Origin of the sequence: Branchiibius sp. NY16-3462-2, from assembly GCF_001594145.1 — a bacterium.
Taxonomy (GTDB): Bacteria; Actinomycetota; Actinomycetes; order Actinomycetales; family Dermatophilaceae; genus Branchiibius.
The window spans coordinates 23,732-50,345 of the sequence record NZ_LVCF01000038.1 but is presented as its reverse complement, the minus strand read 5'-3'; the positions used below and the strand labels follow the sequence as shown (position 1 = coordinate 50,345).

The window sequence follows — 26,614 nt, the reverse complement described above, 5'->3', positions numbered from 1 at the left end:
AGCCGCTATCCACAGGTCAGGAACGCCGCCAGCCCAACAGTTTGCGCTTGGGCGCAGCTTCGAGCGCGGCCCGGTCCTGGGAGGGGAACCCCGAGGTCGCGTTCTTGGCGATCTGGTTCAGCAGGTAGACGTCCATCGCACCACCGAAGGCGCCTCCGGCCAACGGCACGGCCCGGCCCAGCATGCTGAACGCCTGCCCGCCGAGCCGACCCAGCAACCGGAAGCCGATAGCCTTGTTGATCACCATGACCGCCGGGCCGGGCAGCCGTTCGGTCGCCACGCTGCTCAGCGGCGTACGCCGGACTCCGGCCTTGGCCAGGACATCGTCGGCGTCGACGCCGACGAGGGTCAGCAGGACCGCCGTCTGCACCTCTTCGCGCTGGTTGTCGTACCCGTTCAGCGCCGCGATCGATGCGCTCATGTGCGCCGCAACCAGATAGAAGCCGGCGATATTGGCCGGGACAGCCGCCGCGAGGGTGAAGAACCCACCGACGCCCGTCGCGAAACCTTCGGCGGCTGCGAGCTTGCGGTGCGTGGCAATGATGGCCTTGGTTGCTGCGTCCTTGTCGCCGCCCGCCTTCTCCAGCGCACGGGCCGCCGTCTCCTGCGCGGACGGCAACGGACCGACCCCGGCGACGCCCAGGTGCAGCAGTTTGTTCGCGGCGGCAACTGCCTGCCGACCGCCGACGCCGTCGTCGATCGAGCGGTTGTTCGCGGACTTCTTGGCCATAACCTCATCCTGCCAGTGCTCGCAGCCCACCTAAGGTGGGCCAATGCCAATGCCCCCGGACGCGCCCGGGCCGGTGCGCGCCGTACTGGCCGAATTCGATGCTCTGCCGCCAGCCGACCGGGTGACGATGTTGATCGAGTACGGCGATGACCTGCCCGCCCTGCCCGCGCGGTACGCCGATCCGCCGGCGAGCATGGAACGCGTCACCGAGTGCCAATCACCGGTCTATCTCGCAGTCACCCCGTCACGCGAACGGCCCGGTGGGGTCGACCTGTTCGTCAGCGCTCCCCCGCAGGCGCCGGTCACCCGTGGGTTCGCCGGCCTGCTGAGAGAACTGACCGAACAACTGGACGCGACGCAGGTCGCGGCGCTCCCCCTGGACCTGCCCGACTACCTGGGCCTGGACGGCGCGATCTCGCCGCTGCGATTGCGCGCCATGAGTGGTCTGCTGGCCCGGGTGACCCGGGCCGCAGCGGCCCTTGCGGACTAGCCGTCAGGGACCAGCGGTCAGTCGCCGGTCTCCTCGCGCAGGAACTGCTCGAGCTCGGCGCCGATCTCCTCGGCGCTGGGCAGATCCTCCAACTGGGTCGCCAGCAGGTTCTGTCGCTGCACGCCCTCGGTGAACGCGTCGTACTGCTGCTCCAGACCGGACACCAACTCGACGACCTCGTCGTTGTCGCGGACCTGGCGCTCGATCTCTGCGCGGTTCAGGCCGGCGGTCGCTCGCAGAGCGGCGTCCGGCAGGACCAGGCCCGTGCTGGAGGAGATCGCTTCCAACGCGGCCACCGCAGCGTCGGCGAAGTCGGTCTGCACCAGGTAGTGCGGCACGTGCAACGCGAAGCCCATGGTGTCGTGGCCCTTTTCGGCCAGCCGCAGATGCAGCAGACCTTCCACGCTGCCCGGCAGCTGGATCAGGCCGAACAACGGGTTGTTCTCCCCGAGCAACCGGCCGTCCGAGGCGTACCGGGTGATCCCGACGGGGCGGGTGTGCGGGACTCCCATCGGCACGCCGTGCGCGCCGACGACCAGCCGGACCCCGAACCGGTCGACCAGGGTCTCGACCGCCGAGGTGAACCGCTCCCACTGGTAGTCCGGCTCCGGGCCGGCCAGCAACAGGAACGGGGTGCCGGTCGCGTCGACCAGGCGGTAGAGCACCAGCCGCGGAGCCTGGTAGCTCTGGTAGTGGTCGCGATCGAACGTCATCACCGGGCGACGGCCGCGGTAGTCATAGAGCTGGTCGAGGTCGAACGAGGCGATGACGCTGTGCTCGAACTCGCCGAGCAGGTGCTGGGTCAACAGGTTCTGCACGTTGCCGGCGTCGATCAGGTTGCCCAACGCCAGGACGAGCACGTCGGCCCCGATGGCGTCAGCGGGCAGGTCGACGTGGACGTCGTACAACTCGCGTGGGTCTTGCATGCTTCTCACTCCTCACCCGGGCTCCCCGGGTCAGTGGACGGTCTTGACGTGTTCAACGCCCGGGGCGGCCCACCGATTCCCGTTGCCTGGCTCAGTTCGGTTCGGGCGGCACGACGTCGCCGGCACCCTGGTCGCGCAGGGCCGCCCGCAGGCGCGCCGCGTTCGCGGCGAGGATCTGCTGGTCCTGCCCGTGGGTAACGTCGTGCGGATCGAAATCGTCGACGGAATTGGCCGGCCACACGTGCAGATGCAGGTGCGGCACCAGGAAGCCCTCGACCAGCAGCCCTACGCGCGCGCTGGACCAGGCTGCCTGCTGCGCCTTACCGATTTGCTGGGCGACCAGCGTCAGGTGGGTGATCAGGTCCTGGTCGGCCTCCAGCCAGCTGTCCACTTCCTGACGGGGTACGACGATGGTGTGCCCGTCGGTCATCGGGTCGATCACCAGGAACGCCACGCACGTGTCGTCCTGCCAGACGAAGTGGGCGGGAATCTCACCGTCGATGATGCGCGTGAACAACGTGGTCATGACCGCAAGCGTAGTCAGCGCGCGGCGTCCTCCACCTTGTCCATCGCCTTGTAGATCCGCTGTGGCGAGACGGGGTAGGCCGTGCCCAACCGGTTGGCGAAGAGACTGACCCGCAACTCCCGGATCATCGCGTCGATCGCCCGGACGTCTGCTCCCGTACGCCGATCGGCCGGCAACCGGGAGACCATCAGGTCCCGCTCTGCCAGGACCTGCGCGATCGTGGCGGCACGCTCTGCATCCCGCCGCAGATCGCCCGGTGCTTTGTCCAGTCGCTCCTTCATAGCGAGAAGGTACCGACGCACTTGCGCCAGATCCGGCAGCCCGATGCGGCTGACGAAACCCGGGGCGATGAGAGCGGCATGTTCACTACGGACATCGGCGACCAGGTCCTGCACGGCCGCTCCGGTCATCCGATCCAGCGCGAGCGTGACCTCTTGCGCAGCCTGCAGGATCGGCACCAGCAGCGCCACGATCTCCAGCACGGTCGGCACGATGTGCTGGCGCACGAGCAGCAGCGCCTGTTCGAACTGCGCCTGATCGCGCACCCGCCCATCCGGCATCCGCGTCGCAACGATGTTGTCGATCGCCGCGGCCACCACGTCGGTGAGCAGGGCGTCGAGGTCGGCGTACGGTCCGGTCGCCAGCGTCAGCCGCTGGGTGTTGCTCAACGCGCCCAGGATCTGCTTCCACGGCAGGGTGGTGTTCAGCAACAGCAACCGTCGCAGACCCAGCGCCGTCGCCTGATCCCGCCCGGCCGCACTGGGCAGGACCCGCAGCGAAACGCTGGAGCCGTCGTCGATGAGCGCCGGAAACCCCTGCACCGCAAGGCCGTTCACGGTGTGCTCGAACTCGGCGGGCAACTCACCAAAGGTCCAGCCGGTCAGATCGGTCTGCTCGATAGACGCTCCGGCCTGTGCGACGACGTCGCGCACCGAGCCGGCCAGTGAGGCTTTCAACGCTTCCAGGTCGTTGCCCTCGGCGACCTTCTCGGTGCGCGGGCGGCCACGTCGTCGGGGCACCGACCGCTCGACCCGGAAGGTCATCCGCAGGTGCGGCGGAACGGCGCCGAGGTCGAAGTCGGCGGCGCGCACGTCGACACCGGTCAGAGCGTGCAACGCGTCGGCCAGCGCTTCGGCGAAGGGTTCTGGTCCGGGCTCGACCCGGGCAAGGGCACGGCGCGCGAAATCCGGGGCGGGAACGAAGTTGCGGCGCAACGACTTTGGCAGGGACCGCAGCAGCGCCACCGCCAGGTCTTCACGTAAACCGGGGACCAGCCAGTCGAAGCCGTCGGGTTGCACCTGGTTCAACTGCTCCAGCCGGATGTGCGCCGTGACACCGTCCGCGTCCGAGCCGGGTGAGAACTGATAGGTCAGCGGCAACTCCAACTCGCCCTGGCGCCAGGTGGTCGGGTAGTCGGTGATGTCCACCGGGCCGGCTTCGTCGCGCAGCAGGAAGTCCTCGGTGAAGGTCAGCAAGTCCGGATTGCGTTGTCTCTCGAACTTCCACCATTGGTCGAAATCGGTTCCCGACACGACGGTTTCGGGCACGCGCAGGTCGTAGAACGCGAACAGTTCGTCCTCGCCGACCAGCAGGTCGCGGCGCCGGGTCCGGTCCTCCAACGCGGCGACCTGCTCCACCAACCGGTGGTTGTCCCGCAGGAACCGGTGCGGGCTGTCCCAGTCGCCCTCGACCAGTCCGTGCCGCAGGAACAGTTCGCGCGAGATCTCGGGATCAATGGCGCCGTAGCCCACCCGACGGCTGGCCACCAACGGGATGCCGTAGAGCGTGACCCGCTCGTCGGCCACCGCACTGCCTCGTTTACGGTCCCAGCGCGGATCGGAGTAGCTGCGCTTGACCAGGTGCTGGGCGGCGGCTTCCACCCAGGCGGGGTCGGTGGGGGCATTCACCCGGGCCCACAGCCGGGTGGTCTCGACCAGTTCGGCGGACATCACCCAGTCGGGTTGCTTGCGGTACAGCGTTGACCCGGGCTGGATCGAGAAGTGTGCTCCGCGCGCGCCCAGGTAGTCGCCTGTGGTGCGTTCGCGAAGACCGACGTGCGACAGCAGGCCGGGCAGCAGCGACTGGTGGATCTGCAGTGGGCTGGCCGCGTGACCGCGGTGCGCGCGCAGGCCCTGCTGCTTACAGGCGTCCCGCACCTGGGTATGCAGATCCTGCCACTCGCGGATCCGCAGGTAGTGCAGGAACTCCCGGCCGCACATCCGGCGAAAGGCACTGTGCGACAGAGCTTTCTGCTGATCCTTGAGGTAGTTCCACAGGTTCAGGTAGCCGATGAAGTCGGATTGGTCGTCCTTGAACCGGGCGTGCGACTGGTCGGCCTGCGCCTGGGCTTCCTGCGGCCGTTCGCGGGGGTCCTGGATCGACAGAGCCGACACGATGATGAGGGCTTCGCGCAGGGCGCCTTCCTGGTCGGCCGCGATGAGCATCCGGGCCAATCGGGGGTCCACGGGCAGCCGCGCGATGACCCGGCCGATCCTGGTCAGCCGGCCGTCGGCGGAGATCGCTTGCAACTCCTGCAGGAGGCGGCGGCCGTCGGCGATCTGCCGGGAGTCCGGTGCCTGCACGAACGGGAAACGTTCGATATCGCCCAGCCGTAGGGCTGCCATCTGAAGGATGACCGACGCGAGGTTGGTCCGCAGGATCTCCGGTTCGGTGAACTCCGGCCGGGCCAGGAAGTCCTCTTCGCTGTAGAGCCGGATACAGATGCCATCCGCCAATCGTCCACAGCGGCCGGCCCGTTGACCGGCGGAGGCCTGGGAGATGGGCTCGATCGGCAACCGTTGCACCTTGGTCCGCTGGCTGTAACGGGAGATACGCGCGGTGCCGGTGTCCACGACGTATCGGATGCCGGGGACGGTCAGCGAGGTCTCGGCGACGTTGGTGGCCACCACGATCCGACGCTGGTCACTGCGCGCGAAGATCCGTTGCTGCTCGGCCACGGCCAGCCGCCCGAAGAGCGGCAGCACCGTCGTACCAGGGAGTCCCAGACCCTCCAAAGCCTCACGGGCATCGCGGATCTCACGCTCGCCAGAGCAGAAGACCAGGATGTCCTGCGGGCCGCCGTCCCCGGCTGACTCGGTCCACAACTCCTCCACGGCGTCCACGATCCCGGTGATCTGGTCGACGCCCACCAGCACGGGAGCGGCATCCGCGCCGCGCCCGGGGACCTCGCGCACCAGGGGGCGATATCGCACTTCCACCGGGTAGGTGCGGCCGGACACCTCGATGATCGGCACCGGACGACCGGGGGCCGCGAAGTGCTCGGCGAACCGCTGCGGATCGATGGTGGCTGAGGTGATGATCACCTTCAGATCGGGGCGGCGCGGCAACAACTGCTTGAGGTAGCCGAGCAGGAAGTCGATCGTCAGCGAGCGTTCGTGGGCCTCGTCGATGATGATCGTGTCGTAGGCGCGCAGATCCCGGTCCCCCTGCAGCGCGGCGAGCAGGATGCCGTCGGTCATCACCTTGACCAGGGTCTGCGGGCTGGTGTGGTCAGTGAAGCGCACCTGCCAACCGACTTCCCGGCCCAGTTCCACCCCGAGTTCCTCGGCGAGCCGGGCAGCGACGGAGCGAGCGGCGATCCGGCGGGGCTGGGTGTGGCCGATCATGCCCACGCGGCCGCGCCCCAGTTCCAGACACATCTTCGGGATCTGGGTGGTCTTGCCCGACCCGGTCTCACCGGCGATGACCACCACCTGGTGGTCGCGGATGGCCGCCAGCAACTCCGGCCGCGCGGCCGAGACGGGTAGGTCCGGCGGGTAGCGCAGCGGGGGCAGGACCACTGCCTGACGGGCGGCGGCCCGGTCACCTGCGTTCGCCACCCGCCTATCCTGCCAAACAGTGGGCGCTACTCCCCCATTCTTATTCGCCGAGCACCCGCGTCAGGTAGTCGTTGGCGAACACCCGGTCGGGGTCGAACTGGTCACGCAGCGCGAGGAATTCACCGAAACGCGGGTAGACACCGGCGAAGTAGGCGGCGTCCCGGGTGTGCATCTTGCCCCAGTGCGGTCGGCCCTCGTGGGCCACCATGATCGCCTCGACGTCGTCGAAGTAGCTGTCCGGTCGGTCGCCGACGTACCGGTGCACGGCGATGTATCCGCTGGCCCGACCGGACGCAGTCGAGATCATCAGGTCATCGGCCGCGGCCGCCCGCACCTCGACCGGGAAGCTGACCCGGTAACCGCGGCGGTCGATCATCGCGCGGACCTCCCGCAAGGCATCGGGCACGGCCTCGATCGGGATCGCGTATTCCATCTCCCGGAACCGCACGTTGCGCGCGGAGATCAGCACCTCGTGGGCGGGTGCGACGTACTGCCGCGCCGACAGCACCCGGGCCGACACCTGGTTCAGGGCCGGGGTCACCGAGGGCACCCGGGATTCGAACGAGCACAGGGCACCGAAGAACTTGTTGGCCAGCAACTCGTCGTCGACCCATCGGCGTACGGCGGACGGTCCGGTGTCCGGCTCATCAAGGCCGAGCCGGGTGTTGAACTTGGTCAACGTGACGTCGGTGTGCGGGAACCAGTAGAACTCGTGGTGATCGGTACTGCCGACGTTGTCGGCGAAACCGGACACGGAGTTCTCGAAGGTGCCTGGCTCCTCCACCGCCCGCATCTTGAAGGCGGGGACACAACGCAGCGTGATCTCGGTGAGCACGCCGAGGGCGCCCAGACCGAGCGCGGCGCCGGCCAGCCGGGAATCGCCAGCGGCGACGTGTACGTCGCGGCCGTGCCCGTCGATCAAGCGGACCCCGGTGATCTGCGTTGCGATACCACCGAATTGGCCTCCGGTGCCGTGGGTTCCGGTGGAGGTCGCGCCGGAGATAGTCTGGCGGTCGACGTCGCCAAGGTTGGTCATGGCCAGTCCGTACGGTGCCAGCAAACCGGGGATCTCGAACAGGTGGGTGCCCGCTCGCAGCGTCACCTCACCGGTCGATTCGTCGGCCGACACCAGCCCCCGCATCCGCTCCATGCTGATCTGGATGTCAGGTGCGACGGCGATCCCGGTGAAGCTGTGGCCAGCGCCGACCGGCTTGACGCGACGCCCGTCCGCTTGTGCGCGCGTCACGAGCTGCGCGAGTTCGTCGACGCTCTGAGGGGAGACGACCTCGTTCGGCCGGGCCTGCTCGGTTCGGCCCCAGTTGCGCCAGACCGTCTGTCGCTCAACCGTTTTCGAACTCATAGGAAACACTTCCCCTCACCTCGGTAGGTCGGAACGACTTCAGCGACTTCGTCGCCCTCCACGACCAGGACCTCGTTCGCGTGCTCGGCGATCTCACCGGACTTGGTGTGGCGGAACCACACCCGGTCACCGATCTCCAGCGTGTCGGCGGCGGCACCGAGCAGCGGGGTCTGAACCTCACCAGCTGCTTCTCTCGGCGCATACTGAAGGCCGGCCGGCCACACCGGCAGCGGCAATCGGTCGGCCGCTGGCGGACCGGACGCGATCCAGCCACCGCCGTGACAGGTGACGACGCCCGGGCCCGGGCGACGGACGACCTGCAGACCGAACCCGATCGCCGCTCGCGGTTGGAAGTGCGCGTATCCGTCGAAGAGATGACCGCCGAAAAACCCACTGCCAGCAGCGATGTCGGTGATCGATGGGTCGGCGGCGGTCACCTCGATGGAACCGGTTCCGCCACCGTTGACGAACTCCAGATCAGCGACTTCACGGATCGCGGCGATCGCGGCGGACCGTCGTGGGATCAACTCGGCCATCGAGCGTTGCTGCATGGCGGCGATCGCGGCGTTCTTCAGCCGTGCGGTCACACCGCCGTCGGGCAGTTCGTTCCCGACCCCGGCAACCTGTGCCTCGTAGGACATCGCGCCGACCAGTCGCAGCCCGGGCCGTGTCGCGATCTCCCGGGCCAGTGTCGCTGCGGCGTCAGCCGTGTGGACAGGTGATCGCAGCACACCCAGACGGCCCAACACCGGCACGTCGAAGGAGGCGTCCAGGTCGATCGCGACGCGCACCGCGACACCGTGCGGGATGACCTCGGTGAGCAGATCGAGTTGTGCCGCCGAGTCGACCAGTAGCGTGACCCGGTCCCTCGCGACCTCGTCGGTGGCGAGGGCCTGGATGGCTGGAACGTCCGCCGTGGGGTAACCCATCAGGACATCCTCGACCCCGGATTCCGTTGCGAGCCAGTGGGCTTCGGCGAGGTCGTACGCAAGGACGCCAGCGATGCCGTCCATAGCGAGGACCTCTTCGAGGCAGGACCTCACCCGCAACGACTTGGAGGCGACCCGGATCGGGGTGCCGGCCGCTCGGCGTACGAGATCGGCGGCGTTGGTCAGGAAGGCTGCACGGTCGAGCGCAACCACGGCACCGCCATCGCCGTGCGCCCGCACCGCCGCGTCGATGCGCGCCCAGTCCCCCGCCGGCCGGCTCATCGCACACCTCGCACGCGCAGGACGCTTAATCCCCCGAGGATCCCGAAGACGGCGGAGGCGATGTAGAGCGCGGTGAACCCGCCGAACCAGGCCACGACGAAGGCGCCGATCAGCGGCCCGAGGGCCTGTGGCACAGCCATCGCGATGTTCATGATCCCGAGGTCCTTGCCCGTGGTGGCGGCGTCAGGCAGCACCTGCGTCGCCAATGCCTGGTCGACACCCAGGAAGCAGCCGAAGCCGGCACCAAGCAGGCCGGCAGCGATCGCCGTACTCGTCAGGGTGGGTTGGATCGCGATCACGATCGCCGCAAACCCTTGCAGCACACCGGCGCCCAGCACGAACGGCTTACGGACTCGCAGCCGGTCACTGAGCCGGCCGCTGACCAGAGCGGCGATGACGACGCACACGGTGTAGACGAGGGTCAGCGTGAGCACCTTGTCGGCCGGGTCGGCGACGTGCAGCCCGAACTGCAGCAGGAAGAACAGCAGTGAGGTCCCGAGCGCGTTGCCGATGTTGACCAGGATCCGGCCGAGCAGGGTCCAGCCGAAGTCACGTTCACGCAGCGGGGAGATCCAGAGTTCGTCCCACACGGAGCGCAGGTTGAAGGACGGCAATCCGTGGTCACCGACGGGCGGATCGTCCAGGTAGAGCGCGAAGGGCAGCGTGCAGGCGATCAGGAGTACGGCGACCAGCAGGTAGGCGGGTATCGGCGACAGGCCGAGCAGCGAGACCAGCGCGACGCCGATGACGACACCGAGCGCCTGCGGCGCGGATACCCAGCTGGACACCACACCGCGTTGGTAGACGGGCACCTGGTCACTGATCAGGGCGGTGAGCGCGGACGACGCAACGCTGAACCCGGTGATGACCAGTGACCAACAGATGGCCAGGCCCACCCAGGTGTGCTGGAAACCCATGAGTACCAGGGCGATTGCGAAAAGCGCGACACCGCTGAAGATCCACGGACGTCGGCGGCCGAGGCGGCCCGTGGTGCGGTCCGACAGCGACCCGGCGACCGGGAAGGCGATGAGCGCAAAGATCGCCGAGATGCCGGACACGATCCCGAACCCGATCACGCTGCGGTGCCACTGGCTCTCCGCCAGGTTGTTGCCATCCAGCCCGAGCAGGTCGTTGACCTGTTCGGGCAGGGTCAGCTGGAACGGGGTGAGTTGGGCCAGCCAGATACCCAGCCACGAGATCGCGAAGAGGCTGATCCACCGGTTGCTGACCTTTCCGGTCACGACCTGCGGTTGCTCTTCGGTCGTGCTCAACCCAGCACCTCATCGGCCGGAACGGCCGCGTGCATCATCAGCGTCTGTGCGGCGGACCGGGCGATGAGCTCGGCGACCTCCCGGTCGCGGGTGCTCAGGTAGGCCAGCGTTATACCGTCGGTGGCCGCGATCACGATCGGAGCGAGGTCGGTGACGTCGGTGCGCCACGGAACACCGGTGAGATCTGCCGCTGCTTGCAGTGCGTTGGCGGCCAGTTCGTAGTACTTGCGGTAGGTCTGCTCGGCAATCGGCTGCAGGTCGGGCACGCTGCGCGCGTATCCCATCAGTGAGAGGACGGCCTGCTCCCGGTTCGGATCGGCAATTACCGACTCGACGTAGGCGGCGAGGCAGTTGTGCACCAGAGTGGGCAGGTCGGTCTCCTCCGGCAGTACGCCGATGAGTGCGTCCGCGGTGCGTTCGACGTCATCGTCGAGGGCGTACTGCACGGCGGCAGCCAACAACGCGTCCCGGCTGCGGAAGGCGTAGTGGAAGCTGGCCTGCGCCATCCCCGCCTCACGGCAGATCGCCCGGGTCGTGGCGGACTGTACGCCGTCGGCGGCGATGATCCGCAGCGTCGCCTGGATGAGCAGTTCGCGGCGCTCGGCCACGGTGTATCTGGTCACGTTCACCCCTTGTCTTGGTCACTTGACCAACTTCACGGAGATTAGGTGATCCGCAGCACTCTTGCCAAGACCTCGTCGCATCTGGCGTTCGCATCCGCGCGGGTTGTCGACAGTTGCGCGGGTTGTAACCCGCGCATCTGTCGATAAGTCGCGCGTCTGCGTAGCTGCCTGTGCCGATCTAGCCCGGGCGAGATTTCTGAATGTTAGCTGTGCATAACCTGGATACAGGTGTCGAACACCAGTACACTGGGGGTATGTCCGCGACCCCCGCTGAGAGCTCATCAATGCTCCGTGAATCAGCGGTTCTGGACGCCTCTATGTCGCAGTTGTTAGCGGCTGCGGAGCAGTTGTTGCGGGTCGCGTATCACCGCGTCGATAAAGACGTTTCGGACCTGTCTGAGGATGCGTTGCTGGCCGACGTCCAGCTCGCGCAGCGGGTGCAGAACTGCGCGTGGGGTGTGCAAACGCATCGGATCGCGCAGGCGGCGGCGATCGAGCACCGCGAGGACCCCAACCCGGTCGAAGACGCTCTGCCCCGACTGATCTCGCGGGAGGTGCGGCATGAGCCGGGGTCGTACGTCGATGAATGGATCCCCCTGGAACTATCCACCCGGTTGGGGTGGTCGGACCGGCAAGCCGGCAACCGGATCAGCGCCGCCATCGACACCCTCGATCGCTGTCCTCGGTTGTTGGACCGGGTCGGTGCCGGCGGGTTGGACCCGTTCAAAGCCACCGTCGTCGCCGACGTGACCAATGGCGCCCCCGAGCACGTCACCGCCGCGGTGGAAGATCGTGTCCTGGCCGGTGACCCCGAGGCCACCACCGCAGCGAAACTGCGGGCGAAGGCGCGCCGGTTACGGGTGCGCCTGGACCCGATCGGAGCAGATGCGGCAGCCCAAGCACGGCGTCGTTCGGCGGTGGGGGTGTTCGTGCGGGAGCATCACGAACCGGGCCTGTCGGAACTGACCGCGGTGTTACCGACGTTGGAGGCGGCGAAACTGATGGCCGCGATCGACCAGTTGGCCCGCGACTTGCATTCGGTGACCACGACGGACAAGACGTTGGCGGAGTGCCGGGTCGACGCCTTCACGGATCTGACGCTGGCCGGGGTCGGTGTCGACACGCAGCTGACGTTCCTGATCCCGATCGACACCCCAGAACCAGCGGTTCCGGCTGTCCAGGACTGGGCGGACCCGTTCGCGGGTGACCTCGGCGAGGACCTGTTCGATGGCCTGGATTTCATCGAGGCATCCCTGTTGGCCCATGAAGCGTTGATCGAGCAGGACCTGCGCGCCGAAGGGCTGGTCCCGTTCAACGGCCGCGACCTGATGGATGAAGAACTACGAGCGTTATTCGATGCCGAACTCGCCGAACTCAACGCCATCGCCAGTGGATCCACGGAACTGCAGGCACGAACCGGTCCACCGGATGCACCAAGCGCTAGTCCACCAGGGTGTGATCACGTGCCCGACCCGGACAACACCAGCTGCGGTCACCTCACGAGGTACCGCACCACACCCACCCTCACCGACACCGTCCCCGCCGAATCCCGTGCGATCAGTGACCTGCTGTTACCGCGGGTCGGGGTGATCCCCGCCGACAGCATCGTGGAGATGACCCACCTACTCGGCGTGAAACTGTCCCGCGCCCTCACCGACGCTGCAACAGGTGTCGTGGTGGAAACCGGTGACCGGTCCTACCGGCCCGGTGCGAGGTTGGCCCGGTTCGTCCAAGCCCGCGACCAACACTGCCGCTTCCCCGGCTGCACCCGACCCGCGAAACTGTCCGACATCGACCACGTCATCCGCTACCCCGACGGAGACACCACCGCCAGCAACCTGCAATGCCTGTGCCGCCACCACCACCGCGCCAAACACGAAGGCGGCTGGAAAGTGGTCATGTCCCCCACCGGCGTGTGCACCTGGACCAGCCCCACCGGCCGCACCTACATCACGAGTCCCGGAGACTGAGCGAACCGACGCCCGACACCGTCACCACGCGTGGGCCGCGACCTCACCGAACAACTCATCGCCGTCGACCGCGAGCCCCTTGCCGGCGAACCAGGTCGCCACGTTGCGGCAGTCCCGGTGCAGGAAGTCCATCCCGTGCGGATTACCGATCACGTCGACGGTCTGCGGGACGTCGATGATCACCAACCGCTCCCCCGCAACCAGCAGGTTGTACGCCGAGAGGTCGCCGTGCGCAACGCCCATACCCGCCAACGTGATCAGCGCCCTACGCGCTTGATCGAACAGGTCCGCCAGTTGCGTCCGAGAGGCCACGCGCAGCGCGGCCAGCCGCGGCGCCGGCGAACCGTCCGGATGCGTGATCAGCTCCATCAGGATCTCGGTGCCGTCGATCTGCACCGGATACGGCACGGGCAGCCCGGCCTCGAAAAGCCGCACCAGCGACTCCCACTCGGCCAGCGCCCACCGGCCCGCGGCCAGCTGCTTGCCGAAGGACGTCTTCTTGGCCAGCGCGCGACGCTCCCGGTGACCCTTGCGAGCGATCCCCCGACCCTCGGTGTAGTCGGTCGTGCGGTTGAACGAGGTGTGCTGCTGGTCGCGGTACCGCTTCGCGGCCAGGCGGCAATTCTTAGGCGGCCCAGTCACATTCGAGCGTTCGACCAGGAAGACGTCAGCTTCCTTGCCGGTCTTGAGGATGCCCAGTTCGGTGTCGATGGACTCATCGTCGGTGACCAGCCAGTCCGGCCACGGCGCCGGACCGCGGGACAGGGCAGGAATCTGCCGCCAGGTCGACCAGCGCTGGCCGGGTTCGAGGTCGGGTACGTCGAGGTGTTGCGGGAAGTGAAGGACGCTCGCCTCAGCGGCGGGCTGGGATTCGTTGCGATTCAAGGGTATTCCGATCACAGAAGAAGGGGTGGCGGGCAAGCCGACGGACAGCCATGGCTGGACCTCCTCATCTGCGACCGGATACGACAAAACCCACCGTGCCAGAGTCACGGCGGGGGTTGCCACTGATTTAACGCCGGGTCAGGCAGGCGGTGGACCGCAGGCGATCCGGCGCCGGACCTCCTGCAAACCGTCCGGCCCTTCCGGCAGGTCCCACCAGCTCTCGATCCACCAGGTCGCGCCCGCATCGGCCCACGCCTGCTGATCAGCCGGCTCCAACGCCGTGAACGAGCCCCATGAATCGGCTTCGAGGACAACGTCGTAGCCCTCCCACGGCAGCCCGGCGTCCAGCCGCAACGCACGCAGATCGCTCACCACGTCGGCGAAGGCCGTGACCCGCTTCGGTTCGCCCTCGGCGTGCGGGATCGCCGGTATCGCCCCCTGCCAGCGAGCAGCGCGTTCCAACGATCGCTGCCGTCCGCCGCCCGGGGTCGGCGCCGCGACCACCCACACCGGAGGGTGCGGCCGCTGGGGAGTCGCTGGCGGCAGATTGAACGAGTTCGGCCGGGCCTGGAGGTACTCGCCCGAAAAGCTGAAAGCTGCTGCGTCCGTAAGGAGTCCGGCATAGACGGCGAGAACTTCATCGAGCTTCCGGGCCCTGGCCGACCGACCCTCGTCCTCCTCGTACGCCAACCAGCCGTCGTGCAGTGCACCCAGACCCACCGCAAGCGTCGTCCGCCCGCCCGAGATGCGATCGACCGATCCGACCTTGGACGCCAGATCCCACGGCCGGTGCCGCGACGCGGGCGTCAGCAGCGTGCCGAACCTGATCCGTGTGGTGACCATCGCCGCCGCGGCGAATTGCACCCACGGATCGATCCCGTAGACGGCCTCCCAGCCGAAGACCGCGTCCCAGCCGTGCTGCTCGGCCAGCACCGCCGCGTCGACGAACTCGAGCTCGGTCGCGTAAGGCACCACCACGCCGTACTTCATGGGTCCGTCCTACCGCACGGGTACGACAACGCGGCACCCGGCCGGGAGCCGGGGTGCCGCGTCGTCGACTCGTTCAGACCTTCGCGGCCCGGAAGCCCTGGTCCAGGTCGGCGATGATGTCGTCGATGTGCTCCAGGCCGACCGCCAGTCGCACCAGACCCGGCGTCACACCCGCGGCGAGACGGTCCTCGTCGCTGCCCTGGCTGTGCGTCGTGGACGCCGGGTGGATGGCCAGCGACCGCACGTCGCCGATGTTGGCGACCAGCGAGAACAGTTCGAGGGAGTCCACGAACTTCTTGCCAGCGTCGACCCCGCCCTCGATCTCGAAGGACAGCACCGCACCCGAGCCCAGCGGCGTGTATTTCTGCGCCAGGTCGTGGTACGGGCTGCCCGGCAGCGAGGCCCACAGGACCTCCTTGACCTGCTCCTGGGTCTGCAGCCACTCGGCGACCTTGCGCGCGTTCTCAAGATGCCGCTCGACCCGCAGGCTGAGAGTCTCGATGCCCTGGGCGATCAGGAATGCGTTGAACGGCGCCAGCGGGGCACCGATGTCACGCTGCAACTGCACGCGCGCCTTGAGGATGAAGGCCAGGTTGGCGCCCAGCGGGCTGCCGACGCCGAGGTCACGGGCGTAGACCAGACCGTGGTAGCTCTCCTCGGGCGTGTTGTAGTTCGGGAACTTCTCCGGGTCCTTGCCGAAGTCGAAGTTGCCGCTGTCCACGATCACGCCGGCGATCGACGTGCCATGTCCGCCAAGGTATTTGGTGGCCGAGTGCACGACGATGTCGGCGCCGTACTCGATCGGGCGCAGCACGTACGGCGTGGCGACCGTGTTGTCGACGACCAGCGGGATCCCGGCTTCGTGCGCCACCGCGGCGATTGCCTCGATGTCGAGGATCTCCTGCTTGGGGTTGGCGATGGTCTCCCCGTAGAACAGCTTGGTGTTCGGACGGATCGCCGCGCGCCACTGCTCGATGTCGCTGGCGTCCTCCACGAAGGTCGTCTCGATGCCCAGCTTCTTCAGCGTGTACTTGAGCAGGTTGAACGTGCCGCCATACAGCGCCGGGCTGGAGACGATGTGGTCACCGGCCTCGGCGATGTTCAGGATGGCCAGGGTCTCGGCGGCCTGTCCGGAGGCGGTCAGCAAAGCGCCGACGCCGCCCTCCAGGCTGGCGATCCGCTGCTCGACGACGTCGTTGGTCGGGTTCATCAACCGGGTGTAGATGTTGCCGAACTCGCTCAGGCCGAACAGGTTCGCCGCCTGGGTCGTGTCGTTGAAGACGTAGGAAGTGGTCTGGTAGATCGGCAACGCACGCGACTGCGTCGTCGGCTCGACGCTCTGACCGGCGTGGATCTGGCGGGTCTCGAAGGACCAGTTGGGGGTGTCGCTCATGACGAACCTTTCCGGGTGTCCGATATCTGACTGGTGCGGACGCTCACGGGTCGTCCGCGCTTGCCTGGTCACCCGACGTACGGGCGATCAGGCCAGGTCCTCACCCGGGGCACCCCACCGCGGAGGAGGGTTGCCGGCCAGCAAGCCGGGGCTTGTCGCTGGCGCTCATGACCTGCGGCGAAACTACACCCAACCCTTGGAAATGTATAACCGTCTCTTATAACGGTTAGAGGAACTGCGACACCGTGTAGATCAGCAGGCCCACCAGGCCACCCACCACGGTGCCGTTGATCCGGATGAACTGCAGGTCGCGTCCGACGTGCAACTCGATCCGGTCGGAGGCCTCCTTGCCGTCCCAGCGCTCGATCGTCTGGGAGATGACACTGGACAACTCGCGCCCGTACGTCGAGACCAGGTGACCGGCCACCTCACTGATGCGGCGGTCCACCGTGGCCTGCAGCTCCGGATCGGTCACCAGCCGCTGGCCGGTGTCACTGATCAACCGCGCCAACCGGGCGCGCAGGTCGCCGTCGGGGTCGTTGAGCGCCTCCACGAGAACACTCTGGCCCGATTTCCACAACGACAGCAGCGACGTGGAGACGTTCGGGTGCGACAGCAGTCGGACCTTGAGGGCCTCGGTCTGCTGCATGGTGTCCGGGTCATGCTGCAACTGGTCGGCCAGTTGCCGCAGCACGTTGTCCAGGGCGCCGCGGACCGGATGATTCGGGTTGTCGCGGATGTCCTCCAGCCACTTCACGATCTCGGTGTGCAACCGCGTGGAGACCGTGTCGTCCAGCCACCGCGGTGTCCACGACGGAGCCCGCTCGGAGATGATCGAGGTCACGCTGTTGCGGTTGTCGCGGACCCAGGCGTGCAGTTCCCGCGCGGTCAGATCGACCAGACCATGGTGCGATCCGTCGTCGACGATGCCCTCCAGCAGCGTGCCCAGCAGTTCGGAGACCGGCTCGCGGGCGATCCGGGGCAACAGCACCCGATCGAGCAGACCCTTGACGTCCTCATCCTTGATGTCGCCCACCGCACGGGCGAGCGCCGGCGCGGACTGGTCGACTACCCGCCGGGCGTTGGCCGGGTCGGCGAGCCACTCCCCGATCCGGCGGGCCACCTGCGCCCCGGCCAGACGCTCTTGCACGTTGTCGGCGGTCAGGAAGTTCTCGGTCACGAACTCCTCGAGGTTCTCCCCGATGGAGTCCTTGCGCTCGGGGATGATCGCGGTGTGCGGGATGGGTAGTCCGAGCGGATGGCGGAAGAGTGCGGTGACGGCGAACCAGTCGGCCACGGCACCGACCATCGCCGCTTCGGAGGCGGCGTTGACGTAACCCCAGACGCCGCCGTGCCCGTGGGTCGCTACGAAGATGATGGCGGCAAGAACCAGCAGACCCGTCGCCACCAGGCGCATCCGGCGCAGCCCCGCACGCCGTCGCGCGTCCCCCGCCGAGTCCAGCATCGGGCCGGACGGTGCGCTGCGAGGTGGTGCCGTGTCAGTCGTGCTCATTGCTTCCTCAGCTCTTGACCGCCCAGACCTCGCGGTCCAGTACGGCATCGTCCTTGACAAACTCCCTGGCCCCTTCGGCCACCGTAATGCCTTGATGCGCAGCGGTATTGGTGATCGCTGTGGCGAGCCGGTCCCAGACCTGCCCGCCTTGCGGAAAGCCCATCTCCCAGTTGAACGACTCCACGCCCACCACCGTGCGATCGGGCAGCAGGTGCGCCCGCACCACCGGATAGGACCCGTCGATCTCAATGACCAGAGCCTTGTCCGCTGGACGTACGTCGGTCACGCGGGCGTCCGCCATCGCCGTACTCGCGATCAGGTTGCCGGTGCGCTCCGGCTCGGCTGCCAACGTCAGGGTGCGGCCCATCATGTCCAGGTGCTTGGTCGCCGGCCCGGCGGTCATCGCCCGGCCGAAACCGCCCTCCAGCGCCCGGTCGCGCACCTGCTCATGGGTGCGCGTGACCTTGCCTTTGACGAAATACCAGCCGAAACCGACGATGAGCACGAGGGCCAGGAAGAAGAACACCTTCACGCGCTCAGTATGCGGCACCGTCGGCACCCCAGCCGCAGGCGATGTGACTGGGGTTACACTCCACTACACCTGTCGTAAACCAGACTTCCGGGAGCCAGGACGTGAGCACACGACCGATGAACTTCGAGCGGGTCGACTTTCCGCATCCGCCGCACCGTCGGCCGGTGATCGGCGACTTCGGCACGATGATCCGCCGACACCGCGGCCGCCCGGTGCAACGGGCGGTCGAGGTTCTCGCCGACTTCACCGATCCGATCGTCGAGATCAAGCTCTTCAACACCAAACTGGTGCTGGTCCGCAGCGGTCTGGTCGGTGCGGAACTGTGCGATGAGTCCCGCTTCGAGAAACGGCTCGCCCCCGGTCTGATCACGTTGCGGCAGTTGGCCGGTGACGGCTTGTTCACCGCCTTCAATGACGAACCCAACTGGCAACTGGCCCATGACCTCCTGCGCCCGGCGTTCACCCGGCCGGCCATGCAGACCTACCACGGCACGATGTTGGAGGTCTGCCGTGAACTCACCGACACCTGGGACACCATCGATGGCCCGGTCGATGTCTCGCCGTGGCTGACCAAGATGACGCTGGAGACAATCGGTCGTACGTCGTTCAGCACCGACTTCGGGTCGTTCACCAGTGAGCAGGTGCACCCGTTCGTGACCTCCATGGTGGACGCGCTGGCCGCGGCCCAGCGCCGCGGATTCCTGACCAGCGCTCCCCTGGCGAAATTCCTCCTACGCCGCAACCAGGAGACGCTCGACCGCAACCGGGAGTATCTGGACACCGTGCTCGATGAGATCATCGCCGCCCGCGTCGCCTCCGGGGACCGCTCGGAGAAGGACCTCCTCGGACTGATGCTGAACGCGGAGCACGAGGCCAGCGGGGAGAAACTCGACCTACGCAACGTGCGTCACCAGATCCTGACCTTCCTGATCGCAGGTCACGAAACCACCTCTGGCGCCTTGTCATTCACGCTCTACTACCTGGCGACCAACCCCGACGTGCGGGCCTGGGCACAGGCCGAGACCGACCAGATCCTCGGGGCGGACCCCGACGCGGAGCCGACCTTCGAACAGATCGCCAAGTTCCGCTACATCCGCCGCGTCCTGGACGAGTCACTGCGGTTGTGGCCGACGGCACCCGGTTTCGTGCGCGGTGCCCGCGAGGACACGATGCTGGCCGGGCAGTGGCCGATGACGACCCAGGACCAGTGCATGGTGTTGGCCGCCGCGATCCATCGGGACCCCGATATCTGGCCGCAGCCGTCGCGGTTCGACCCCGACCGCTTCACGCCGGAGCAGGTCAGGTCGCGGCCGGCGCACACCTACTTCCCCTTTGGCACCGGCGAGCGTGCCTGCATCGGAAGGCAGTTCGCGTTGCACGAAGCCGTGCTCGTGCTCGCCCGCCTGCTGCACCGCTACGAGTTCAGTGCCGATCCGCAGTACCGGTTGAAGGTCTCGGAGCGGCTCACCCTGATGCCGGAGGACTTCCGGTTGGCCCTCACCCGGCGTACGCCGAGTGGCGGCTCCCAGCCGGACGCGGACGGGGAACCGGACCAGGCTGATCAGCCGTCGATGATGGCCAAGCGGATGGTTTCGGGCATCGCCAGCAACTCCGCCACGGCCGCCCGCGGCAGCTCAGCCACGTCGGTCACGCCGTAGCCGATCTCACCGGCGGTGTTCAGGGCCTGGCCCTCGATGTTGACCTCGTGCTTGGCCAGCAGGCTGTTGACCTTGCCCAGCACGCCGGGAACGTTCAGGTGCAGGTGCAGGATCCGCTTGCCACCGAAGCGCGGCGGCAGCGACAGACCGGGCAGGTTGACGTTCAGGGTGGTGGTGCCGCGCTGGATGTAGTCACGCAACTTGCCCGCGACGAACCGGCCAATGTCCTCCTGCGCCTCCTCGGTCGAGCCGCCCACGTGAGGGGTGAGCACGACGTTGGGGATGCCCTGCAACGGTGAGGTGAAGGCATCGCCGCGCTTCTTGGGCTCCTTGGGAAAGACGTCGACCGCCGCACCGGCGATGTGCCCGGACAGCAACGCTTCCCGCAGCGCGTCGTAGTCGACGACGAAACCGCGCGACAGGTTCAGGAAGAGCGAGCGCGGACGCATCTTGGCGAACTGCTCAGCCCCGAAGAAACCGGCGTTGCCCTTGCGGTCATCGACGTGCAGAGTTACGACCTCGGCGACCTCCAACAACTCATCCAGGCTGCCGCACCGGGTGGCGTTGCCCAGCGCGAGCTTGTCGTCACTGTCGTAGAAGTAGACCTTCAGACCCAGCATCTCGGCGACCACGGACAACTGGCTGCCGATGTTGCCGTAGCCGACGATGCCCAGCGCCCGGCCCCGGATCTCGTGCGCACCCGTGGCGTCCTTGTTCCAGACCCCCTCGTGCAGGGCCTTGTCCTTCTCGGTCAGGCGGCGGGCCATCACGATAATCTCGGCGATCGCCAGCTCCACGACGCTGCGGGTGTTGGAGAACGGTGCGTTGAAGACGACGACCCCGCGGCCGGCGGCGTGCTTCTTGGCGATCTGGGTGGTGCCGATGCAGAAGGCACCGATCGCGTAGAGGTCCGGGGCGCTATCCAGTACCCGCTCGGTGACCTCGGTCTTGGACCGGATCCCCAGCAGTTGGACGCCCTGCAACGCCTCGATCAACTCGTCCTCGTCAAGGGCTCCGGCGTGGGTCTCGACCTCGAACCCGGCTTCCTTGAGGATGTGCTCGGCCAGCGGGTGAACGTTCTCCAACAGCAGCGCTTTCACATCGGCGATTGTCCCGCATGGGCGGGCCGCTTCGGTCCGCAGGTCCGCTATCTGACTACGGTGCAGCTATGCCGACTCGCGCGATCATCACCGGAGCCAGTTCCGGGCTGGGTGCCGAGATGGCCCGTCAGTTCGCGGCCAAGGGCCACGACCTGGGCCTGACCGCCCGCCGCACCGACCGGTTGGAGCAACTGCGCGAGGAGATCCTGGCCGCGCATCCAGACCGCACGATCCTGGTGCGGGCTCTGGATGTGACCGACAACGACGACGTCTTCACCGCCACCACCGAACTCACCGACGGGCTCGGCGGCCTCGACCGGTTCATCGTCAACGCCGGCCTGGGCAAGGGTGCGCCCATCGGCACCGGCCGGTTCGATGCCAACCGCGAGACCGCGATGACCAACTTCGTTGCGGCACTGGCCCAGATGGAGGCGGCGATGCAGGTGTTCCGGGAGCAGAAGACCGGGCACCTGGTGGTGATCTCCTCGGTCTCGGCGCTGCGCGGCATGCGACGCGCCATGACGACCTACGCAGCCACCAAGGCCGGCGTTGCCGCACTGGCCGAGGGCATCCGCTCGGAGGTCATGGGCCGGCCCGAGTTGTCCATCGACGTCTCGACCATCTACCCGGGTTACATACGCTCGGAGATGAACGAGAAGGTCGAGCAGGAGCAGAAGATGATGGTCGACACGCAGACCGGTGTGCGGGCCATGGTTGCCGCGATCGAGGCGCGCAAGGCCAAGGCGCTGGTGCCACCGTGGCCGTGGGTGCCGATCGGTGAAGTGATCAAACACGCGCCACTGTCCGTGGTGCGCCGCCTGACCTGAGGAGCCTGATCCATGCGCGCTGTACACGTCACTCGTCTCGACGGCCCGGAAGCGGTCGAGATCGTCGACCTGCCGCAGCCCACCGCGCCCGACGGCCAGCTCCTGATTCAGGTCGCGCGGGCCGGAGTCAGCTTCCCGGACCTTTTGCTGACGCGCGGCGAATATCAGATCCGACCCGATCTGCCGTTCGTGCCCGGCGCGGAGGTCAGCGGGACCGTCGTCTCAGCACCTGCTGACTCCGGATTCACTGCCGGCGATCGCGTGGCCGCCTTCCCGGGGTTCGGCGGGTTCGCCGAGTTTGCTACAGCGTCAACCGATTTCGTCTTCCCGCTGCCGGACGACATGTCGTTCGACGTGGCTGCGGCACTGCCCATGAACTACCTGACCTGCTTGTTCGGTCTGTTACAGCGCGGCGGCCTGCAGGCAGGCGAGACGGTGCTCGTGCACGGGGCTGCCGGTGGTATCGGCACCGCCGCGATCCAGGTCGCGAAGGCGTCCGGCGCGACGGTGATCGCGGTGACCTCGACGCCGGAGAAGGGTGAGGTCGCACGCGCGGCCGGCGCGGACGAGGTGGTGGCAGCGGACGGTTTCCTGGCGGCCGTGAAGGACCTCACCGGTGGTCGCGGTGTGGACATCATCGTCGACCCGGTGGGCGGCGACCGTTTCACCGACTCACTGCGCTCGCTGGCCACCCTGGGCCGCCTGTTGGTGATCGGCTTCACCCATGGCGAGATCCCGCAGGTGAAGGTCAACCGGTTGCTGCTCAACAACGTCTCAGTGGTGGGCGTCGGGTGGGGCGCCTACTGGGCGAGCCGGCCGCACGTCGTACGTGCCCAATGGGACCAGCTGATGACCCTGGCCGGGACCGGCGCGATCGATCCCCCGATCGATCAGGTGCTGCCGCTGTCCGATGCGGGTACGGCGATCGGCCGCCTGGGCACGCGCACCGTCACCGGCAAACTGTTGCTCGATCCGACCCGCTGAGGGCCGATCCGCGACGACCGGTCAGGCGATGTGGCTGGCCTCGTCGAACGGCCAGCCGTGCTCCAGCAAGCGCGCCTGTACCCGCTTGACGTCCTCGTCTGAGGGCAGTTCCTCGGTGTAGTGCGTGATGGCCACCTTGGTGTCCACCACGCTGATCGGCCCGTCGGCGTGTGCCATCGCGTTCTGTTCGATCAACCGGGACACGATCAGGTCGATCTCTTCGTCCGTCAACGATTCGTTGCGCAGCAGCGCCAGGATCGGTGAGTAGTCCTTGGGCGGGACACCTTCGGGGTACCCCTGGCGTAGCCAATGCAGGATCCGGGCCAGGAGAGCGGGGCGTTCCATGTACTGTCCTCGTCTTCGATAGGTCGTGGTGTGGCGTCAGTGCTACCGGATCAGTGGGTACCGAAGATGTCGATACCCAGGTAGTGGTGCAGGCTCTTCTGGGTGATCCACAGGATGCCGATCACGACCGCCACGAGGACGATCCCGAACGCAATCCATGCGCCGACCCTGGCGACCGGGTTCGGGCGGATCACGGTTCCGTCGGCCGCGATGTCGCCTTCACCGGCCGACTGCAACCGGATGCCGACCGCGAAGATCGCCGGCAGACCGGCCCCGAAAACCAGGCCGGCGAGGAGCACCTTGAGCGCTGACTGCGCCATCTCTGCAAAGTCCATGACCGTTCCTTTCCGGGTCCGGCTCAGGCCGCGACGTGGGATTCGGCTGCTTCATCCTCGGGCAGGCCGTCCCAGCTGTCGTTGACGTTGGAGGCGTCCACCTTCTGCAACTGGCTGCGGCGGTAGAGGAAGCCTGCCGCTGCCACCAGGATCACGAACACGGTGATCGCACCGGCCACGCCGCCGATGAGGTGGGCGATGAAGTAGGTGGCCGCACCGACCACAGCGGCGGCGGGGATGGTCGTCAGCCACGCCGCGACCATGCGGCCGGCGACGCCCCAGCGGACCGTCGCGCCGGGCTTACCGACGCCGCTACCAAGGATGGACCCGGTCGCGACCTGGGTGGTCGACAGGGCCATCCCGAAGTGGCTGGAGGTCAGGATGATCGCGGCCGAGGAAGCTTCGGCGGCCATACCCTGCGGGGATTCGATCTCGACCAGACCCTTGCCCAGGGTGCGGATGATCCGCCAGCCACCGAGGTAAGTGCCGACCGCGATCGCCAGACCGCAGGAGAAGATGATCCACACCGGCAGCCCGTTGTCCTCGATCGACTGCGTCGTGAGGCTGCCGTGGGCGATCAGCGCCAACGCGATCACACCCATCGTCTTCTGCGCGTCTCCCGTACCGTGCGCGAGCGAGACCAACGAGGCGCTGCCGATCTGCCCGTAGCGGAAACCCCTGTCCTTGCGGTCGGTTCTGACCGGGTTCGTGATCCGATAGATGATCCAGGTGCCGATCGCGGCCACCAATCCGGCGATGAACGGCGACAGGAACGCCGGGATGATGACCTTGGACACCAGACCGTTCCAGTTGATTCCCGAGGTGCCGATCGCGGCCAGCCCCGAACCGATCAGGCCACCGAAGAGTGCGTGCGAGGAACTGGAGGGCAGACCCAGCAGCCAGGTCGTCAGGTTCCACAGGATCCCGCCGACCAGACCGGCGAAGATGATGATCATCGCCTTTTCCGCGCTGAGCCCTTCGATGAGCGCCCCGCTCTTGGTCTGTATTTTCAGGACGTCCTTGGTGATCGTGGCCGCCACTTCGACCGACAGAAACGCACCGACGAGGTTCAACACCGCCGAGATGCCGACAGCCACCTTGGGTTTGAGCGCTCCGGTCGCGATAGACGTTGCCATCGCGTTGCCGGTGTCGTGGAACCCATTGGTGAAGTCGAACGCCAGGGCCGTGACAACGACCAACAGGAGAATGAAGAATTCTGCGCTCACGCGAGTAAGTGTGGGGCTAGGTGTGCTATCCCGTCCACCGCGGGCCCAACTCCGGATAGCTCTCTGACCAGTGCAAATGCCGCCGCGAAGGATTGTTCATCGAGTGTTCACCGGATGTGGTCAGGCTCATCGTGGCCTGGGTCTCATCCGTCCGAGCCAGCCGCCTCGCGCCGGTCACCTAGTCTCCGGGTAGGAGGTTCTCCCCGTTGTCGCATCCCACCAAGGCGCGTGCCGCGTTATCAGCGACTCCTCGCGCCGTTGCGGTGTGCGTGGTCACGCTGGTGGTGGGCGCTGTCCTGCTGCACGTATCGCTGACCAGCGAGCCGGGTCGCGGCGGCTTTTATCCAGCATCCGTGGCGCTGGCCGTCACCTGGGCGGGCGGCGCGTTCCTGGCCGGCGGAGTGCCCCTGGACCGATCGACGTACGCCGATCGCCGGACCTGGCTGCCCGGCCTCGCCCTGGGCGCCTGCCTGGTGGCGCTCTTCAGCTTGGGCGGCCTCATCGTCGGACTCGTACCCGCGATCAACGGCGCGATCCGCGACGTCCTGGAATACTCCACCCGAGGTTCGTTCCTGGCGGTCCTGCTGATCGCCATCGGCACCGGCGCCTGCGAGGAGTTGTTCTTCCGCGGCGCTCTCTTCTCGCTACTGCAGGACCGGCACCCGGTCGTTGCGACGACAGCCATCTACACGCTGGTCACCTGCGCCACCGGGAACGTGATGCTGGTGTTCGCGGCTGCCCTCCTCGGCGCCCTCACCGCCCGGCAACGCCAGGTCACCGGCTCGGTGCTGGCCCCTATCCTCACCCACGGCCTGTGGTCGCTGGGAATGGTCCTGATCCTGCCCCACGTCCTTGAGGTGACATCGTGACAACGTCCCATCCTGATCTGCACATCCTGGTGACCGGAGTGACCGGCTACCTGGGTTCCCGGTTGGTCGTGCCCCTGCTCGAAGCCGGGCACCGGGTCCGGGTGCTGACGCGCGACGCCGGCAAACTCGAGGGGCTGCCCTGGGCCGGCGACGTCGAGGTGGCCGAGGGCGACGCCAACGACGCGGACGACTGCCGCGCAGCGCTCGCCGACATCGACGTCGCGTACTACCTGTTGCACTCGATGGACGGCGGCGGTGATCTGTCGCAGCGCGACCACGAGATGGCCCAGACCTTCGCCGACGCCGCCGCCGACGCGAAGGTAGGGCGGATCGTCTACCTCGGCGGCTTGCACCCCGATGACGAGGAGTTGTCCGAGCATCTGGCTTCACGGGTCGACGTCGGCGAGGTGTTCCTCGACTCCCCCGTGCCGGCGGCCGTACTCCAGGCGGCGATCTTGATCGGTGCCGCGTCGGCATCGTTCGAGATGATGCGCCATCTGACCGATCGGCTGCCGGCCATGGTCACGCCGCGCTGGGTCAACAGCCGGATCCAGCCGATCGGCATCGACGATGCGTTGTACTACCTGGTAGGCGCGGCGACGCTGCCGCCGGAGGTCAACCGGACCTTCGACATCGGTGGCCCGGACGTGTTGACCTATCTGCAGATGATGCAGCAGTACGCGAAGATTTCCGGCCACCACCAGCGGCTGATCTTCGTCATGCCGTTCCTGACCCCTGGCCTGGCCAGCCACTGGATCGGCGTGGTGACACCGGTGCCGACGGGCGTCGCCAAACCGCTGATCGGCAGCCTGGTGCACGACGTGGTGTGCCAGGAGACCGACCTGCTGGACCGCCTCGGTCCGCCGCCGGGTGGCCCCACGCCGTACCGCGAGGCCGTACGCCGCGCCATCGCTCCCGCTGACCCGCACCAGTCGCCGCCGGCGGCTGCGAGCCTGTGGCCCAGCGACCCCGACTGGGCCGGCTGAGCCACCACACGGAGCGCCGCCTGCG

Annotated in this window: 24 protein-coding genes and 1 riboswitch; of the genes, 7 read left to right on the top strand and 17 right to left on the bottom strand. The window is 67.4% G+C overall.

Annotated features, from left to right (window positions below; all coding sequences use genetic code 11):
- Positions 1-16 precede the first annotated feature (16 nt).
- Positions 17-730: an EcsC family protein gene (locus tag AZH51_RS12065; RefSeq protein ID WP_291524618.1), complete on the bottom strand. Its 714-nt coding sequence runs from the start codon at positions 728-730 to the stop codon at positions 17-19.
- Between the two features lie 43 nt (positions 731-773).
- Between AZH51_RS12065 and AZH51_RS12060 the strand changes: the two genes are divergently transcribed.
- Positions 774-1,220, top strand: coding sequence for a SufE family protein (locus AZH51_RS12060; RefSeq protein WP_291524616.1), 447 nt, complete (start codon positions 774-776; stop codon positions 1,218-1,220).
- A 17-nt stretch (positions 1,221-1,237) separates the two neighbouring features.
- On the opposite strand, the gene AZH51_RS12055 is transcribed toward AZH51_RS12060, so the two are convergent.
- The 7 genes from AZH51_RS12055 to AZH51_RS12025 all read right to left on the bottom strand — a co-directional run bounded on the left by AZH51_RS12055 (position 1,238) and on the right by AZH51_RS12025 (position 10,976).
- Positions 1,238-2,146: a PAC2 family protein gene (locus AZH51_RS12055; protein ID WP_291524614.1), complete on the bottom strand. Its 909-nt coding sequence runs from the start codon at positions 2,144-2,146 to the stop codon at positions 1,238-1,240.
- Between the two features lie 91 nt (positions 2,147-2,237).
- A complete protein-coding gene (locus AZH51_RS12050) occupies positions 2,238-2,672 on the bottom strand; it encodes an HIT family protein (protein ID WP_291524612.1) in 435 nt (144 codons plus the stop codon).
- 14 nt (positions 2,673-2,686) lie between these two features.
- Positions 2,687-6,511: an ATP-dependent RNA helicase HrpA gene (hrpA, locus tag AZH51_RS12045; protein WP_291524610.1), complete on the bottom strand. Its 3,825-nt coding sequence runs from the start codon at positions 6,509-6,511 to the stop codon at positions 2,687-2,689.
- Positions 6,512-6,551: 40 nt separating this feature from the next.
- Positions 6,552-7,871 carry a D-arabinono-1,4-lactone oxidase gene (locus AZH51_RS12040; protein ID WP_291524608.1) on the bottom strand — a complete coding sequence of 440 codons (1,320 nt, stop codon included), beginning with the start codon at positions 7,869-7,871 and terminating at the stop codon, positions 6,552-6,554.
- Positions 7,868-9,082, bottom strand: coding sequence for an alanine racemase (locus AZH51_RS12035; protein ID WP_291524606.1), 1,215 nt, complete (start codon positions 9,080-9,082; stop codon positions 7,868-7,870). Before AZH51_RS12035 ends, AZH51_RS12040 begins: the two co-directional genes overlap by 4 nt.
- On the bottom strand, positions 9,079-10,353 hold the full coding sequence (locus AZH51_RS12030) for an MFS transporter (RefSeq protein WP_291524604.1): 1,275 nt from the start codon (positions 10,351-10,353) through the stop codon (positions 9,079-9,081). The genes AZH51_RS12035 and AZH51_RS12030 overlap by 4 nt, the downstream gene beginning before the upstream one ends.
- The gene (locus tag AZH51_RS12025; protein ID WP_291524602.1) at positions 10,350-10,976 is read right to left on the bottom strand and encodes a TetR/AcrR family transcriptional regulator; all 627 of its coding nucleotides are present in this window, start codon (positions 10,974-10,976) and stop codon (positions 10,350-10,352) included. Before AZH51_RS12025 ends, AZH51_RS12030 begins: the two co-directional genes overlap by 4 nt.
- A gap of 254 nt (positions 10,977-11,230) precedes the next feature.
- Here AZH51_RS12025 and AZH51_RS12020 point away from each other — a divergent pair, with 254 nt between their 5' ends.
- Positions 11,231-12,946, top strand: a complete 1,716-nt coding sequence (locus tag AZH51_RS12020) for an HNH endonuclease signature motif containing protein (RefSeq protein WP_291524600.1) — start codon at positions 11,231-11,233, stop codon at positions 12,944-12,946.
- A gap of 21 nt (positions 12,947-12,967) precedes the next feature.
- Here the strand turns inward: AZH51_RS12020 and AZH51_RS12015 are convergent, their stop codons facing one another.
- The 5 genes from AZH51_RS12015 to AZH51_RS11995 all read right to left on the bottom strand — a co-directional run bounded on the left by AZH51_RS12015 (position 12,968) and on the right by AZH51_RS11995 (position 18,259).
- Positions 12,968-13,831 (bottom strand): serine protein kinase RIO, encoded by an 864-nt coding sequence (locus tag AZH51_RS12015; protein ID WP_291524598.1) that lies wholly within the window; start codon positions 13,829-13,831, stop codon positions 12,968-12,970.
- Between the two features lie 138 nt (positions 13,832-13,969).
- Entirely contained in the window at positions 13,970-14,821 is an 852-nt protein-coding gene (locus AZH51_RS12010; protein WP_291524596.1) for an LLM class flavin-dependent oxidoreductase, read from the bottom strand.
- Between the two features lie 73 nt (positions 14,822-14,894).
- On the bottom strand, positions 14,895-16,214 hold the full coding sequence (locus AZH51_RS12005) for a bifunctional o-acetylhomoserine/o-acetylserine sulfhydrylase (protein WP_291524594.1): 1,320 nt from the start codon (positions 16,212-16,214) through the stop codon (positions 14,895-14,897).
- Positions 16,215-16,265: 51 nt separating this feature from the next.
- Positions 16,266-16,387, bottom strand: a riboswitch (SAM riboswitch).
- Positions 16,388-16,440: 53 nt separating this feature from the next.
- Complete coding sequence (locus tag AZH51_RS12000; RefSeq protein ID WP_291524592.1) at positions 16,441-17,727, bottom strand: DUF445 domain-containing protein; 1,287 nt, start codon at positions 17,725-17,727, stop codon at positions 16,441-16,443.
- A 7-nt stretch (positions 17,728-17,734) separates the two neighbouring features.
- Positions 17,735-18,259: a hypothetical protein gene (locus AZH51_RS11995; protein WP_291524590.1), complete on the bottom strand. Its 525-nt coding sequence runs from the start codon at positions 18,257-18,259 to the stop codon at positions 17,735-17,737.
- Between the two features lie 101 nt (positions 18,260-18,360).
- Here AZH51_RS11995 and AZH51_RS11990 point away from each other — a divergent pair, with 101 nt between their 5' ends.
- Positions 18,361-19,917, top strand: a complete 1,557-nt coding sequence (locus AZH51_RS11990; RefSeq protein WP_291524588.1) for a cytochrome P450 — start codon at positions 18,361-18,363, stop codon at positions 19,915-19,917.
- Here the strand turns inward: AZH51_RS11990 and serA are convergent.
- On the bottom strand, positions 19,821-21,017 hold the full coding sequence (gene serA, locus AZH51_RS11985; RefSeq protein ID WP_291524585.1) for a phosphoglycerate dehydrogenase: 1,197 nt from the start codon (positions 21,015-21,017) through the stop codon (positions 19,821-19,823). The two genes, AZH51_RS11990 and serA, sit on opposite strands and share 97 nt — an antisense overlap.
- Positions 21,018-21,085: 68 nt before the next feature.
- Here serA and AZH51_RS11980 point away from each other — a divergent pair, with 68 nt between their 5' ends.
- Complete coding sequence (locus AZH51_RS11980) at positions 21,086-21,844, top strand: SDR family oxidoreductase (protein WP_291524583.1); 759 nt, start codon at positions 21,086-21,088, stop codon at positions 21,842-21,844.
- A 12-nt stretch (positions 21,845-21,856) separates the two neighbouring features.
- Positions 21,857-22,828, top strand: coding sequence for an NADPH:quinone oxidoreductase family protein (locus AZH51_RS11975; protein ID WP_291524581.1), 972 nt, complete (start codon positions 21,857-21,859; stop codon positions 22,826-22,828).
- Between the two features lie 21 nt (positions 22,829-22,849).
- Here AZH51_RS11975 and AZH51_RS11970 read toward each other — a convergent pair whose 3' ends face one another.
- Genes AZH51_RS11970 through AZH51_RS11960 form a run of 3 tightly spaced genes read right to left on the bottom strand, consistent with a single transcriptional unit; the run spans position 22,850 to position 24,734 of the window.
- A complete protein-coding gene (locus AZH51_RS11970; RefSeq protein ID WP_291524578.1) occupies positions 22,850-23,173 on the bottom strand; it encodes a DUF3349 domain-containing protein in 324 nt (107 codons plus the stop codon).
- A gap of 50 nt (positions 23,174-23,223) precedes the next feature.
- Complete coding sequence (locus AZH51_RS11965; protein ID WP_291524577.1) at positions 23,224-23,508, bottom strand: hypothetical protein; 285 nt, start codon at positions 23,506-23,508, stop codon at positions 23,224-23,226.
- 23 nt (positions 23,509-23,531) lie between these two features.
- On the bottom strand, positions 23,532-24,734 hold the full coding sequence (locus AZH51_RS11960; protein WP_291524576.1) for an inorganic phosphate transporter: 1,203 nt from the start codon (positions 24,732-24,734) through the stop codon (positions 23,532-23,534).
- A gap of 206 nt (positions 24,735-24,940) precedes the next feature.
- Between AZH51_RS11960 and AZH51_RS11955 the strand changes: the two genes are divergently transcribed.
- Together AZH51_RS11955 and AZH51_RS11950 are read left to right on the top strand one after the other, a co-directional pair.
- Positions 24,941-25,603, top strand: coding sequence for a CPBP family intramembrane glutamic endopeptidase (locus AZH51_RS11955; protein ID WP_291524575.1), 663 nt, complete (start codon positions 24,941-24,943; stop codon positions 25,601-25,603).
- Positions 25,600-26,589: an NAD(P)H-binding protein gene (locus AZH51_RS11950; protein WP_291524574.1), complete on the top strand. Its 990-nt coding sequence runs from the start codon at positions 25,600-25,602 to the stop codon at positions 26,587-26,589. Before AZH51_RS11955 ends, AZH51_RS11950 begins: the two co-directional genes overlap by 4 nt.
- Positions 26,590-26,614: the final 25 nt, after the last annotated feature.